The sequence below is a fragment of the Sphingobacterium sp. lm-10 genome (assembly GCF_023554555.1).
Classification (GTDB): domain Bacteria; phylum Bacteroidota; class Bacteroidia; order Sphingobacteriales; family Sphingobacteriaceae; genus Sphingobacterium.
Window position 1 is genome coordinate 755,834 of record NZ_JAMJWC010000001.1, and the last position, 14,564, is coordinate 770,397.

The window sequence follows — 14,564 nt, forward strand, 5'->3', positions numbered from 1 at the left end:
ACTTCGCTTAATCACCACTGTATCATTAGACATACTAGATATGAATTATGACTTAATACAAGCTGTTATCAAATTGGTGTCAGAATTCGAACATGCTCGAACGGAAGATACCAACTATGGTGCTGATTTGCCTGGTTTTAAAAACTGGGTGGCAGATCTGTATCGGTTGGAATCCGATCAAGCTCCGGATTGGGCGGGTATCGCAAAGGGGAGGTCTCCAGAAAGCGTAATCAGTACGCTATTAGTGCATTTGAACAGGTATGCGAAAAACTATTCGCGATCTGCCATGTTTGATTCTGAATTTTCGACGCAAGAAGACTATATTTATCTTATCAACCTTAAAGCTTTTGGAGAGATGAGCAAAATGGCCTTGATTAAGAAAAACATTCATGATAAACCGGTAGGTATGCAAATTATCAACCGTCTGATCAAAAATGGTTGGGTAGTGCAGGTGGGTTCTCGTCTAGATCGGCGCAGCAAGCTCATCTCTATTACCGATGGCGGTTTGCAAGTTTTAAAGGAACAAATGCAAAAGATCAGGCAGGCTACGCAAGTGGTTTCAGCAAATCTTACGACAATAGAAAAATTGGAATTGATTCGTTTGTTACAAAAATTAGAATCGTTTCATCATCCTTTATATCAGCTTAATGTGCCAGCAGAGATGCTGTTGGACAAAGCATATACACAATTAACTGCTACCACTACAACATGAAAAAAAGGATTGCCATTATAGGATCCGGAATCTCGGGATTGTCTGCCGCTGCATACGCTGCCGCTGCCGGTAACACGGTGCACGTATTTGAGAAAAATTCAGGTCCTGGTGGTCGCGCACGTCAATTCATCACCGACAATGGCTATACCTTTGATATGGGGCCAAGCTGGTACTGGATGCCAGATATTATTGATAATTTCTTTCAGGACTTTGATAAGCATGCGACAGATTATTTCGACTTGCTTCCATTGGACCCACAGTTTGAAATGGTTTTTTCGGAAGAAAATGTATCCATACCCAGAGATTATACAGAAATGAAAGTCTTATTTGAGCGCATAGAGAAGGGAGCAGGAGCAAGACTAGATGAATTCATGAAGGCGGCCAAGTATAAGTATGAGGTGGGTATGCGGGATTTTGTAAACAAACCTTGTTACAGCTGGTCTGAATTTATGTCACCAAAAATAGCCGGCAGCGCGCTACGATTGGATTTGCTGTCGGGCTTCAGGAAGTACGTGAAGAAATACTTTAAAAATCCAAAGCTAATCTCCCTCATGGAATTTCCGGTCATTTTCTTAGGCGCCTCTCCGAGAAAGATCCCTGCCATGTATAGCTTGATGAATTATGGCGGTTATGCACTGGGTACCTGGTATCCGAAAGGTGGTTTTTATGAGTTAGTGAAAGCGATGAAAGCTGTAGCGGAAGAGCAAGGTGCCGAGTTTCACTTTAACCATCCTGTAGAAGCAATACAGTGTGCCAATTCCTCCGTGCAATCTTTGCGGATAAACGGCGAGCTTCATGAGTTCGATGTTGTAATTGCATCGTCTGATTATCATCACACAGAATCTTTATTGGAGCCATCGCTACGAAATTATGATGAATCTTACTGGGCAGGGCGCACTTTCGCACCTTCCTGTCTGATCTATTATTTAGGATTCCGAGAGCGTATTCCTAATCTAAAGCATCACACCTTATTTTTTGAAAACGATTTAGACGCCCACATTGATTCCATTTATGTCGATAAGGATTGGCCTGAAAAATCGCTATTTTATGCTTGCTCTCCATCACAAACAGATGATGGCGTAGCGCCCGAAGGACATGAAAATGTATTTCTATTAATGCCTTTGGCAATGGGTGTAGCAGACGACGAATCTACTAGAGAACGTTACCTTTTGGATATGATCACACGCCTGGAGAAACACACTGGGACGACTGGGTTGACAGATAAAATGGATTATAAGAAAAGCTATTGTGTTTCTGATTTTATACAGGATTATAATGCCTACGGTGGCAACGCATATGGCTTAGCCAACACGCTATCTCAAACTGCGGTATGGAAGCCTGCCATAAAGAACAAAAAATTGAAAAACTTATTTTATACAGGACAATTGACTGTACCGGGCCCGGGTGTACCGCCGTCCATCATTTCTGGTAAAATCGTCGCTACCGAAGTCAATAAACTTAACACACACTCCTATGAAAAAGCTGTTTGATGAATTAAGCTTTCAAGTAAGCAAAGCCACCACAGAAAAATATAGTACCAGCTTTTCGCTTGGCATCCTTTCATTAGATTCCTGCATTCGTCCGGCGGTGTATGCCATTTATGGATACGTGAGGTTGGCAGACGAGATAGTGGATAGCTTCCATAGCTATGATAAGCACAAATTGTTGCAACGATTTAAAGAGCAAACGCATCAGGCATTAGAGGAGAAAATTTCTTTAAATCCCATTTTGCAGTCTTTTCAAGAGACGGTGAATCGATACGATATCGATCACGGTTTGATCGAACAATTTCTGCACAGCATGGAAATGGATTTGAATCCAACAGAATACAATACGGAAAAATACAAAGAGTATATTTTGGGTTCGGCAGAGGTGGTTGGCTTGATGTGTTTGCAGGTTTTTGTAGAGGGAGATAAAACGGCTTATGAACTATTGAAGCCCTATGCCATGAAACTAGGCTCTGCTTTTCAAAAAGTCAACTTTTTGCGGGATTTAAAAGACGATTACCAGATTTTAGGTCGCACTTACTTTCCAGATGTGGATATGGCTGTTTTTGACAATTCGATCAAATCAGCGATAGAGGCAGACATACATGCCGAGTTTCGGGAGGCATTGATTGGTATCAAAAAACTGCCTGCCTCAGCCCGATTCGGCGTCTACCTGGCCTATAAATATTATCTATCTCTTTTCAAGAAAATCCGCCGATTGCCTGCACAACGTATTTTGTGCGAACGTATTCGTATTCCGAACGGGCGAAAAGTTTCTTTGATGATGCAAAGCTATGTGGCCTACAAGATGGCCATTATGTAAGCTACTACATAAAACAATTGACGAGATGATCTATAGCATTTACCGAGAGCAACATTTGAAAGGAGACCTGGAGACGATCTGGAAGTTTTTCTCTTCGCCCTATAATTTAGAAAAGATAACACCGAAGGATATGGGATTTGTGGTGAGAAGCAAACTCCCGGATGATGCGATATATGAAGATATGATTATCGAATATACGGTGAGCCCGATTTTAAGCATTCCGTTAAAGTGGCGTACACGGATCACAGAAGTAGTGCCATTACAACGTTTCATTGATTTTCAGGAACGGGGACCTTATAAATTGTGGGAACATACGCATACATTTACTCCGGTTGACGACGGTGTACTGATTACTGATCATGTGCGCTATCAATTGCCACTAGGCCCACTGGGTATATTGGCGCATAAATTGTTCGTACGTAAGAAGCTTAATAATATATTTGATTATCGCTATCAAGTATTGGATAAAAATTTTAATCAAAATACCCCACAACTATGAACTTTTTAATCCTTTTGGTAACCTTCTTTCTGATGGAAGGTATTACCTGGACGGTACATAAATACGTGATGCACGGTTTCCTATGGAGATTGCACCGCGATCACCACGATCATAGCACCGAAGGACATCTCGAGAAAAATGATTATTTCTTTGTTATCTTCGCTATTCCCGCTATTGCATTGATTTATTGGGGCAGTACTCAAGGTTTCAATCACTTGTTTTACATTGGCTTAGGCATCACACTGTATGGCTTTGCGTATTTCTTTGTGCACGATATTTTTATACATCAGCGTGTATCTTTCCTTCGAAATACAACTAATCCGTATTTGATGGCTATCCGCCGCGCGCACAAACAGCATCACAAACATACCGGAAAAGAAGAAGGTGAATGCTTTGGATTTTTGTGGGTTCCGGTCAAGTACTTTCAGATGTATTTTAAAAAAAATCAACAACATGAACGTTAGATTACCTATTTATATCGGGCTCATCTTAAGTCTATTTTGCGCTGGATGTAGCTCTATACCTAAAACAGCAAAACCCGTAGCACCTTTTGAAGTAGACCGGTATCTAGGCACTTGGTACGAAGTGGCTAGACTGGATCATAAGTTTGAGCGGGGGTTATCGCACGTAACGGCAACTTATTCTGCCAACGAAGACGGGAGCATCCGGGTACTTAATAAAGGGTACAATAAGGAAGAACAAGAATGGAAATCAGCGGAAGGTAAAGCTAAATTCCGTGGCGAACCAACTGTCGCTGCATTGAAGGTTTCCTTCTTTGGTCCATTTTATTCCGGTTATAATGTTTTGGCGATTGACAAAGACTATCAGTATGCACTAGTTGCTGGTAAGGATTTGGATTTCCTGTGGATTTTGTCTCGGGAAAGATCGATCCCTGAAGAGGTGAAGCTGGATTTTTTACGTATCGCTCTGGAAGTAGGTTACACTATTGATGATCTGCTATGGGTAGATCAAGATCCAAACACGGAAGGTGCGCATGAAGGATAAGGTGAATGTTTTTTGGTTTAGGCGAGATTTGCGTCTGGAAGACAACGTAGGCTTATCCAAAGCCATGTCGGATGACATCCCGGTTGTGCCTGTATTTATTTTTGATACCGGTATTTTGGATAAGCTACCGAATCCCCTGGATATTCGGGTAGATTATATCCATCAAGCATTACAAGCGATGCAGCATGATCTGGAAGTGTTAGGCAGCACATTACAGGTATTCCATGATACGCCTAAAGCAGCTTTCGAGCAATTGTTAAAGCAGTTTGATATACAGGGCGTGTTCTGCAATACCGACTATGAGCCACAAGCTATACAGCGAGACGAGGCCATCGCTAAGTTGTTGAATAAATCGAGTATTGATTTCCATCTGTTTAAGGATCAAGTAATTTTTGAAAAAGAGGACGTTCAAAAAAATGATGGTACGCCTTATACCGTCTATACACCTTATAGCAAAAAATGGCGTGCGCAATTGGAGCGTAAGCATTATACCGCGGCACCAAACCGTACGGATGGTTTTTACCAAACTGCCAAAAAATCTATTCCTTCCCTTAAAACATTAGGTTTTGAGAAAACGGAATTGGTATATGAAAAACCGAACCTAACGCCCGGAATGATTGACGATTACGACAAACATCGAGATTTCCCGGCAGAAGATCGGACGACTCGTATGGGAGTGGCCCTGCGATTTGGTACGATATCCATACGTGAATGTGTTAAAACGGCCTTGAAAAACAACGATACCTGGTTATCGGAATTAATCTGGCGAGAGTTTTTTATGCAGATATTATATCATTTTCCGCATGTGGTGGATACTAGTTTCAAAAAAGCTTATGATGCTATTCCATGGCGGAATAACGAAAAGGAGTTTGCCAGATGGTGCAAGGGTGAAACGGGATATCCTATCGTCGATGCGGGAATGCGCCAATTAAATGAGACTGGATTTATGCACAACAGGGTACGCATGGTGGTGGCGAGCTTTTTGTGTAAGCATCTCCTGATCGATTGGCGATGGGGCGAAGCCTATTTTGCGGAGAAATTATTGGATTACGAATTATCTTCTAATAACGGTAATTGGCAATGGGCGGCAGGCTGCGGCTGCGACGCGGCGCCTTACTTTCGCGTGTTTAATCCGGATGCGCAGACGAAGCGCTTCGACAAAGATCTGGCCTATATAAAACGTTGGAATCCAAGTTATTCATACCGGGTGGAGCAAGCTATTGTGGATCACAAAGAAGCACGTGAGCGGGTATTGAAAGTGTATAAAAAAGCATTAAATGAGGCCAGAAGTTAGCCAACTTCTATATGTATCGGCCCGAGAAGTTAGCATGGAAAGAAATCAAGTCGTTTTAGTAGATCAGTATGACCAGGAAGTAGGAGAGATGGATAAGTTGTTGGCTCACCAACGCGGCGAATTACATCGTGCTTTTTCCATTTTTATCTTTAACAAGGCTGGGCAGATGCTTATTCATCAACGTGCTGCCAAAAAATATCATGGTGGTGGTTTGTGGACAAATGCCTGCTGTTCTCATCCACAAAAGGGGGAAGATCTGAAATCTGCCGCTAAGGAACGTCTCGGTTTTGAGATGGGATTGGTCTGTGATGTAGAACGTATTTTCTCCTTTGTTTATCATTCACCAGTAGAAAATGGCTTAATAGAACACGAGTACGATCATGTATTTGTGGGCTATACCGATGTGGAGCCGCAACCCAATCCAGCCGAAGTACAGGACTACCAGTGGATATCTTTAGAAGAACTACAACAGAAGATAGAGCAGTCTCCTGAACAGTTTACCTATTGGTTTAAATCCGCGCTAACCCGAGTAATCGCTGCGTTGGAAAGATAGTTTGCTTATTTTTCCCTGATTTATTTTCGCTGATTTTCATCGTCGAGCAAACCGAGCACCTAGAATACTGTTACTACCTTATAGTATTCTATTTCCAAAAATTGATCATGAGACTAAACACAATAATTTTGTTGACCGCAGGTTTGTTCCTGACTAGTGCTTGCGCTAATAAGCGTTTAAAGAATGAAACCACTAAAGAACAACCCGGCATGGATGCGACTCGTAATCTGGTTATTTATTATGATCAGGATACCGGCAACACACAATTGCTGGAAGCAGTACAAAAATACGGTGCAGAGGTCGTATATCTTTACGACGCATTAAGTGGTATAGCTATTAGTATACCCGACGATAAAGATATCGAGGAGGCTATTAGCTATTTCGAAAAAGTGCCAGGCGTAGCTTCTGTAGATCGCGATGGGATGATGTCTATCCAAAACCAAATGGAGAAGTAAGCTGCTCCTAAGTGTAAGCCCGATAATAAATTTTTACAAGCGTTCCAATAGAGCTACCTTTGTCAAAATTTATTTTTCGGGTGATTAACAATCGTGATTTTATACTAGTTGTAGCTTATACTGGTGCTTTCTGCGAGCACCTTATATGGCTATCATTAATAATAACATCCCTTTTATACGTCTTGTACGTCCGGAATTCCAATACTCCACCAATGTATGAGTAAATTATTATTTAGAGATAGCAAACTGATAGATCTGGAAAGTATCGTTGCTATCTATAATTCGACGGTATCCTCTCGTTTAGTAACGGCAGACACACATCCAGTAAGTATAGAAAGTAAAGAAGCTTGGTTTTACGCACACAGTTCCGATAAACGTCCACTTTGGGTGGTCGAAAATGAGTCGGACGGAGCGTTGGTAGGCTGGGTTAGCTTTCAATCGTTCTACGGAAGACCTGCTTACGACGGTACAGTAGAAATTAGCATATATCTACATGAAAACCAGCGGGGTAAAGGGCACGGTAAGGCGATTCTGCAATATTGTCTCCATCGCGCCCCAGACTATGGCATCGATACGTTATTAGCTTATATATTCGCGCACAATACGCCAAGCATTGCGCTGTTCGAGAAATTCCATTTTTCTGAATGGGCACATCTTCCCGATATCGCTGTATTAGACGGACAAAGGCGCAGCCTAAAGATCTTGGGTATCCACTTGTAATCTATGATTCAATAGACGTCCTTGCGAATCCGAAGTAGGAGGATGTGGCAATCTTGTGTTCAAAAGTTAAGATTGCCACGTCATACTTCCTCGCAATGACGATTTTGCGTTAATAATGTCTTTACAAGACAACGTCGCGTTAAAAAATATGCTTAGCTCTCTGCTAACTAAACGTGTTTATTTGCAAAATCAAGATAGGCAGCTAACACGTCTTTTAAAAACTTACCGCTTTCCTCATTTTTCAAAGCGCCATCTTCGTCGAATATATTCTGCACATTAGCAATATAAACTTCCGGCTGTGCGAGTGTTGGCATATTCAAATAAGCTAGTGATTGTCTAAGGTGGTGGTTTGCACCGAATCCACTTTGATTGCTAATAGAGGAGGAAATCACCAATGCCGGCTTTCCATCCCAGGCGCTATGTCCGTAAGGACGTGATGCCACATCGATTGCGTTTTTCAATACACCAGGTACCGAACGATTGTATTCGGGCGTGATAAAGATGATCCCATCGAATGCCTTGATTTTCTCGCGAAATGGTCCATATTCTGCAGGCTCTCCACTTTCATCGTAATCCTGATTGTATAACGATAAGTTTCCAATTTCAACTGCTTCTAGCGTGACACCCTCTGGTGCTTGATCTTTCAGGTATTGACCAATTGCTTTGTTGAATGATCCTTTACGAAGTGATCCAACTACTATTCCTATATTTTTAACTCCCATTGCATTTTTCAATTTGGTGATTACTGTACAAACACCTATACCGCTGGTTTAGTTTTCCTTGGGCATAGTTATTGTCTTTCTATGGTGGATAAGTGAACAAGAAAGGATGATAATGATGAAACCAAGGTATTTTGTGAAGGCTTTAGCACTATATAAAGTGTTTAGAACCTATCAGTTGAGCAGAAAGGATTTGGATAAAGCAGACAGTTTGTCAGCAAACCTTAAAGCTCAGGGGCAGGATTTTAAGTTATTGGTGGGTATGGCGAAAGATACGCTGACAGGGAAGTATAAGATGAATAAGTGGAATATGTCTATCATCGTGGGTACTGTCGTATATGTAATCTCGCCGTTAGACGCTGTTCCCGATATCATTCCAGTATTAGGCTGGTTGGATGACGTGGCTATTGTAAGCTATGCATTGACCAAACTGCAAAAGGAAATTGAGCGCTATAAGGCAGAACAACAGTTACAACCAGAAAAAATTTAAATCCTCTCCAAATAATAAGGCCTCTCTAGATTTGCAGTAGCCTATATAGAGAGGCCTTATTATATCATTTACATCATGCGACTTTTACGCAGATGGATGTGATTCAATCCATTTACGCGCATTCACGAACGCTTCTAACCAAGGAGATACTTCATCTTGGCGGCCATCCGGATAGTTGGCCCAGTTCCATTGGAATATCGAGCGTTCAATGTGAGGCATGGTTACCAAATGGCGGCCAGTATCATCGCATAGCATGGCGGTATTGTAGTCCGACCCATTTGGATTGTGCGGATAGGCCTCATAACCATATTTACCGACAATCTGATAGTGAGCTTCAGCCTCCGGCAAATGGAATTTACCCTCGCCGTGCGAAATCCATACCCCTAATGTGCTACCGGCCAGCGTAGAAAGCATCACCGAATTATTGTCTTCAATACGAACAGAAACAAAGTTAGACTCGTGCTTACCGGAGGTGTTGTGCTGCATTTTGCCATGCTCTGCATGTGAAGGGTTTATTAACTCCAGCTCCATAAATAGCTGACAACCATTACATATACCTACAGACAAGGTGTCTGGTCTAGCAAAGAAACTATCCAATGCTTTCTTCGCTTTTTCGTTATATAGAAATGCGCCCGCCCAGCCCTTTGCAGAGCCCAGTACATCCGAATTCGAAAACCCACCAACAGCTCCGATAAACTGAATATCTTCTAATGTCTCCCGACCGCTGATTAAATCCGTCATATGTACATCTTTCACATCGAACCCTGCTAAGAACATAGCATGTGCCATCTCTCTCTCAGAATTGGATCCCTTTTCGCGGATGATAGCTGCTTTTGGTCTTGGAGCTGATGCATCAATTGTCGGTAGTTTCCCATCAAATTGCGCCGGCAATACAAAGTGAAGTGGTTGCTGCTTGTAGTTTTCATACCGTAATGCTGCCGTGCCGTTCTTAGATTGCTTCTGATCCAATAGGAAAGAGGTTTTGAACCAGGTATCGCGCAAGGTAGAGACACTGAAATCAAATTTTTCTGTATGATTCTCAAAACTAATTTGATCACCGGCCTGAGGCGTTCCGATCTTCACCGCACCAATACCAGCTGCGGCAAAAGCGGATTCGAATGCGGCATCATCCGTTGCTTGTAAGACTACCGCGATATTTTCATTAAACAGTGCCTTTACCGTATCTTGTTCGGCCAGTGGTGTCAAATTGTATTGAGCTGCTAAATTCACAGAAGAAAAGGACAGTTCTAATAAAGTCGTGACCAAACCGCCGGAACCGATATCATGTCCCGCGGTAATTAATCCCGAACCAATGGCATCCTGTATACTATCGAATGCTTTCTTAAAATAGGCAGCATCTTTAATATCGGGTACTTCTTGACCCACTTTGTTCAAAATCTGAGCGAAAGAGGACCCTCCCAATTTGAATTGATCTTGCGATAAGGCGATATAATAAATCGATCCGGCATCTGCTTGTAATACCGGCTCTATTACTTTAGTGATATCTGTACAATTACCTGCCGCAGAAATAATGACGGTTCCCGGCGCGATCACCGACTCCCCGTTAGGATATTTCTGCTTCATGGAAAGGGAATCCTTTCCAGTTGGAATATTAATTCCTAATGCAATAGCGAATGCAGAACATGCTTCTACCGCTTTATACAAACGCGCATCTTCTCCTTCATTATTACAGGCCCACATCCAGTTGGCAGAAAGAGAGAGGCCGGTTATGCCGTCTTTAATAGGAGCAAATACGATGTTGGATAAGGCTTCGGCAATCGCGGTACGGCTAGCAGCCGCTGGATCCACAATAGCCGCTACGGGTGAGTGCCCAACGGTGGTCGCTATTCCTTCTTTTCCTTTAAAATCCAACGCCATCACGCCAACGTTGTTTAATGGCAATTGCAACGGACCGACACATTGCTGTTTAGCCACACGACCACCCACACAACGATCCACCTTATTCGTAAGCCAATCTTTAGCAGCTACCGCTTCCAATTGCAATACTTGATCCAGATATACTGGAATTTGATCTGCGCTGTAACTTAAGTTAGCATAATCGCGAACAACCGTTTTATCACGCATAATGGTTTTTGGCGAAGAACCAAAGAAATCTTCCAGCGCATAATCCATCGGCTTAACGCCGGTGGTTTGCGAGGCAAAAGTAAAACGATGATCTCCGGTTACGTCTCCAACGGTGTACATGGGAGCACGTTCGCGATCTGCAATGGTTTTCAAGCCAGCAATATCTTGTTCGCCAATCACTAATCCCATTCGCTCTTGCGACTCGTTACCAATAATTTCCTTAGCGGAAAGGGTAGGGTCACCTACCGGCAATTTATCTAAATCAATTAATCCACCGGTATCTTCCACTAGTTCAGACAAGCAGTTTAAGTGGCCGCCAGCACCGTGATCATGAATGGATACTATGGAGTTATGATCGGATTCAACCATCGCTCGAACGGCATTAGCGGCGCGCTTCTGCATTTCCGGATTGGAGCGTTGAATAGCATTCAACTCAATGCCGGAACCAAAAGCGCCCGTATCTGCCGATGATACCGCGGCACCACCCATACCAATACGGTAGTTGTCGCCACCTAAAATGACAATTTTATCACCCGTTTTTGGGGTATGTTTTTTCGCTTGATCTAATTTGCCATAACCGACACCACCGGCTTGCATAATGACCTTGTCATAACCTAACGTACGACCCGCTTCTTCGTGCTCAAAGGTGAGTACTGAACCGGTGATCAATGGCTGCCCAAATTTATTACCAAAATCAGACGCCCCATTGGATGCTTTGATGAGTATATCCACCGGGCTTTGGTAAAGCCAAGATCGTTCTGGAACTGCTTTTTCCCAAGGTCTGTCTGCCAGCAAACGAGAATAGGCGGTCATGTAAATAGCTGTTCCGGCCAATGGAATTGATCCTTGACCTCCAGCCATACGATCACGAATCTCACCGCCAGAACCGGTTGCAGCACCTGCAAAAGGTTCTACAGTAGTCGGGAAGTTATGTGTTTCCGCTTTTACAGAAAGAACGGAATCAAATAGTTTCTCTTCGTAGTAATCTGGCTTATCGGCAGATTTAGGAGCAAATTGCACCAACTGCGGGCCTGCCACGAACGCTACGTTATCCTTATAAGCCGATACAATACTATTAGGATTGGTTTCTGAGGTTTTCTTGATTAATTTGAAAAGAGAAGTTGGCTGCTCTACATCATCGACAATGAAAGTACCATTGAAGATCTTATGGCGACAATGCTCTGAGTTTGCTTGCGAGAATGCAAATACCTCTGCATCGGTCAATTTACGATTTAGCTTTTCCGAAAGGCTATTAAGGTATGCCACTTCTTCCGTGTTTAATGCTAAACCTTCAGCGCTGTTATAAGCTGCTATATCATCAATATCTAAAATTGGTTCAGGTTGTATATCAATAGCATACAGATCCTGTTTTAAAGTCGGATATCGTTGCGAAATCATCGGATCGAATTCGTTAAAATCTGCGTCTACAGGCGTAAATTCTTCGATGCGAACGATACCCTCAATACCCATATTTTGAGTAATCTCTACGGCATTAGTACTCCAAGGTGTTAGCATTGCAGCACGGGGACCAACATGAGGCTGAGCTATTTCGGTTTCTTCCAAAAGCGAAGCATTTCCAAAAAGCCAATTGAGTTTAGTGATAGTGTCAGCGGTAAATGCCGTCTGGGTTTGCACCCCATAGACGGTGCCGTGTAGGTTACGAAAGAAATGGATCATTAGAAATACTGCGTAAGAAATTCTTCAAAATCAAACACAAAATTAGCTAATTTTAGTGTAAAATAGACACAGAATTAGCGTTGTTAGTAATTTCTAAGGTTATCAACAAGACCTTAGTCGTGTTCCGTCCATACAAGCTTGTCTGTAGCGTACCCTGCACGCATCGCATATTGCACATATTTTTGCTGTATATGCTCTGGCACATGCTTTTCTCTAGATAAGATCCACATGTAATCGGTACTTCCACCAAATACCAAGGCATATTTATAATCTTGATCTATATGCATAATATTGTAACCGGCGTAGATAGGTCCGAAAAATGAAACTTTTAAGGCACCTAAATGATCGTCACCCAGAAACTTAGCTTTTCCTTTTCGCTCTTTCCAAACCTTTTTGATGGTGTCAAATCCACGATTGAGCACGCTAATTGTGCCATCTGTATTGATGTCATACGTTGCAGTTACCTCGGTTAGGTTTTTCTCCCAAAAGAAATCCAGCCGTGCAATCTCATGCCACGTACCCATATAGCGAGACTTATCAAAATCATCGATGACCGGTACTTTGGATCGCACGGGCTTCAATATATTATAGGCTGCTGTGCCAAGCGCCACCGCAGAAAGTACTAATAAAGACTGTTTCTTATCCATCCTGTAACATTTTGTACTAAAAACAGTTTTAGATTCCAAAAGTTTCTCTGGATTTGATAATTTTACATACTGCTAAATCGAAAAATATTGTACGGAAGGGACGAGGTAAAGAAGATAAAAGAAGCATTTTGGACAGCTTATGGACAATATATGCGCGTAGTTCCTTTTGCAGACGCCGAAAAGCAGAGTTGGATTAATTATAAAACAGGCGTAAAGCACTTGTTTTTTCGCATGGAGGCGGACAATAAGGTTGCACGAATAGCCATTGAGATCGATCATCCAGACGCAGGTATGCGCGCTTTGATGTATGCTCAATTTGAACAATATCGCGGCTTACTGGAGGGAGAGTTGGAAGAAGCCTGGGATTGGCTGCCAAAAGCGCAAGATCCCTATGGAAAAGAATTCTCCTGTATACAAACGACTATCCAAGCCAATATTATGGAAAAAGAAGACTGGCCTAAACTGATTTCTTTCTTCAAACCACGGATAATCGGCCTAGATAGCTTTTGGTCTTCGGCAAAATATGCGTTTGAATTATTTACTTAAACAACACACCACTATAACAACATCGAAACATGAATTATCTATTTAAGTCCGTCATTGTACTCTTAATGATTAGCATTACCACCACTGTTTTTGGCTGGGGTATGACGGGGCACCGCGTTATTTCAGAAATTGCGGAAGCACATTTGAATAAAAAGGCGAAGAAAAACATCTATCAATTAATCGGTAATCAAAAGTTAGCGTACTGGTCGAACTGGGCAGACTTCATTAAATCTGATCCAAATCCTGAATTACAGAAAACAGGCTCCTGGCATTTTGTGAATACCAGTGGCAATCTTTCTTATTCGGATTTTATTAACGAGCTTGATCAATCTCCTGAAGACAACCTATACAAAGCCTATAATGCGCTCCGTGCCGATGCCAAGAACCGCAAAGGAGATTTAGCCAGTAGACAACAACAGTTATATTTCATTATTCACCTATTGGCCGATGCGCACCAACCGATGCACGTTAGTCGTAAGGAAGATTTGGGTGGCAATCTGATTGATATTACTTTCTTTGGTAGAAAAGGGAATATTCATCGTGTCTGGGATAGCGATTTGGTAGATAATGAAAAGTACAGCTACACAGAATATGCTCGTGTGCTAGACTTTGATAAAAACAACTATACTAAATATACCCAGTCATCACTAGAAGAATGGTTGTATGAGTCGCATCAATTGGCCAATCAGATTTATGATGATGTAGCGAAGGATACGAATTTGAGTTATAAGTACATTTTTCGCTACAAATATACCATGGAAGAATGCTTGTTAAAAGCAGGATTACGGTTAGCAAAAGAATTGAATTACATTTACGGTTAAGGAAAGAAGGCTATTAATAGCGTAAACACAA

The 14,564-nt window shown here is 42.1% G+C and carries 16 protein-coding genes; 13 read left to right on the forward strand and 3 right to left on the reverse strand.

What is annotated here, in order from left to right:
• Positions 1–40: 40 nt before the first annotated feature.
• The 10 genes from M8998_RS02950 (at position 41) to M8998_RS02995 (ending at position 7,548) form a co-directional block, all read left to right on the forward strand.
• A complete protein-coding gene (locus M8998_RS02950) occupies positions 41–712 on the forward strand; it encodes a MarR family winged helix-turn-helix transcriptional regulator (protein ID WP_249990504.1) in 672 nt (223 codons plus the stop codon).
• A complete protein-coding gene (gene crtID, locus M8998_RS02955) occupies positions 709–2,202 on the forward strand; it encodes a bifunctional phytoene desaturase/3,4-desaturase (RefSeq protein WP_249990505.1) in 1,494 nt (497 codons plus the stop codon). Before M8998_RS02950 ends, crtID begins: the two co-directional genes overlap by 4 nt.
• Positions 2,186–3,022 carry a phytoene/squalene synthase family protein gene (locus tag M8998_RS02960; RefSeq protein ID WP_249990506.1) on the forward strand — a complete coding sequence of 279 codons (837 nt, stop codon included), beginning with the start codon at positions 2,186–2,188 and terminating at the stop codon, positions 3,020–3,022. Before crtID ends, M8998_RS02960 begins: the two co-directional genes overlap by 17 nt.
• A 25-nt stretch (positions 3,023–3,047) precedes the next feature.
• Entirely contained in the window at positions 3,048–3,521 is a 474-nt protein-coding gene (locus tag M8998_RS02965) for an SRPBCC family protein (RefSeq protein ID WP_249990507.1), read from the forward strand.
• Positions 3,518–3,985 carry a sterol desaturase family protein gene (locus tag M8998_RS02970; RefSeq protein WP_249990508.1) on the forward strand — a complete coding sequence of 156 codons (468 nt, stop codon included), beginning with the start codon at positions 3,518–3,520 and terminating at the stop codon, positions 3,983–3,985. The genes M8998_RS02965 and M8998_RS02970 overlap by 4 nt, the downstream gene beginning before the upstream one ends.
• Positions 3,975–4,526: a lipocalin family protein gene (locus M8998_RS02975; protein WP_284040027.1), complete on the forward strand. Its 552-nt coding sequence runs from the start codon at positions 3,975–3,977 to the stop codon at positions 4,524–4,526. The genes M8998_RS02970 and M8998_RS02975 overlap by 11 nt, the downstream gene beginning before the upstream one ends.
• On the forward strand, positions 4,516–5,820 hold the full coding sequence (locus M8998_RS02980; RefSeq protein ID WP_249990509.1) for a cryptochrome/photolyase family protein: 1,305 nt from the start codon (positions 4,516–4,518) through the stop codon (positions 5,818–5,820). Before M8998_RS02975 ends, M8998_RS02980 begins: the two co-directional genes overlap by 11 nt.
• Positions 5,804–6,373, forward strand: a complete 570-nt coding sequence (gene idi / locus M8998_RS02985) for an isopentenyl-diphosphate Delta-isomerase (protein ID WP_249990510.1) — start codon at positions 5,804–5,806, stop codon at positions 6,371–6,373. Before M8998_RS02980 ends, idi begins: the two co-directional genes overlap by 17 nt.
• A gap of 107 nt (positions 6,374–6,480) precedes the next feature.
• Positions 6,481–6,828 (forward strand): S8 family serine peptidase, encoded by a 348-nt coding sequence (locus tag M8998_RS02990; RefSeq protein ID WP_249990511.1) that lies wholly within the window; start codon positions 6,481–6,483, stop codon positions 6,826–6,828.
• 216 nt (positions 6,829–7,044) lie between these two features.
• Positions 7,045–7,548, forward strand: coding sequence for a GNAT family N-acetyltransferase (locus M8998_RS02995; RefSeq protein ID WP_249990513.1), 504 nt, complete (start codon positions 7,045–7,047; stop codon positions 7,546–7,548).
• 167 nt (positions 7,549–7,715) lie between these two features.
• Here the strand turns inward: M8998_RS02995 and M8998_RS03000 are convergent, their stop codons facing one another.
• Positions 7,716–8,270 (reverse strand): NADPH-dependent FMN reductase, encoded by a 555-nt coding sequence (locus M8998_RS03000; RefSeq protein WP_249990515.1) that lies wholly within the window; start codon positions 8,268–8,270, stop codon positions 7,716–7,718.
• A 112-nt stretch (positions 8,271–8,382) separates the two neighbouring features.
• Between M8998_RS03000 and M8998_RS03005 the strand changes: the two genes are divergently transcribed.
• A complete protein-coding gene (locus M8998_RS03005) occupies positions 8,383–8,757 on the forward strand; it encodes a YkvA family protein (protein ID WP_249990516.1) in 375 nt (124 codons plus the stop codon).
• An 84-nt stretch (positions 8,758–8,841) separates the two neighbouring features.
• On the opposite strand, the gene purL is transcribed toward M8998_RS03005, so the two are convergent.
• Both purL and M8998_RS03015 read right to left on the reverse strand, forming a co-directional pair.
• Complete coding sequence (gene purL, locus M8998_RS03010; protein WP_249990518.1) at positions 8,842–12,519, reverse strand: phosphoribosylformylglycinamidine synthase; 3,678 nt, start codon at positions 12,517–12,519, stop codon at positions 8,842–8,844.
• A gap of 113 nt (positions 12,520–12,632) precedes the next feature.
• On the reverse strand, positions 12,633–13,166 hold the full coding sequence (locus tag M8998_RS03015) for a lipocalin family protein (protein ID WP_249990519.1): 534 nt from the start codon (positions 13,164–13,166) through the stop codon (positions 12,633–12,635).
• 87 nt (positions 13,167–13,253) lie between these two features.
• Here M8998_RS03015 and M8998_RS03020 point away from each other — a divergent pair, with 87 nt between their 5' ends.
• Entirely contained in the window at positions 13,254–13,712 is a 459-nt protein-coding gene (locus M8998_RS03020; protein ID WP_249990521.1) for a DUF4268 domain-containing protein, read from the forward strand.
• 29 nt (positions 13,713–13,741) lie between these two features.
• Positions 13,742–14,533, forward strand: a complete 792-nt coding sequence (locus tag M8998_RS03025; RefSeq protein ID WP_249990523.1) for a S1/P1 nuclease — start codon at positions 13,742–13,744, stop codon at positions 14,531–14,533.
• Positions 14,534–14,564: the final 31 nt, after the last annotated feature.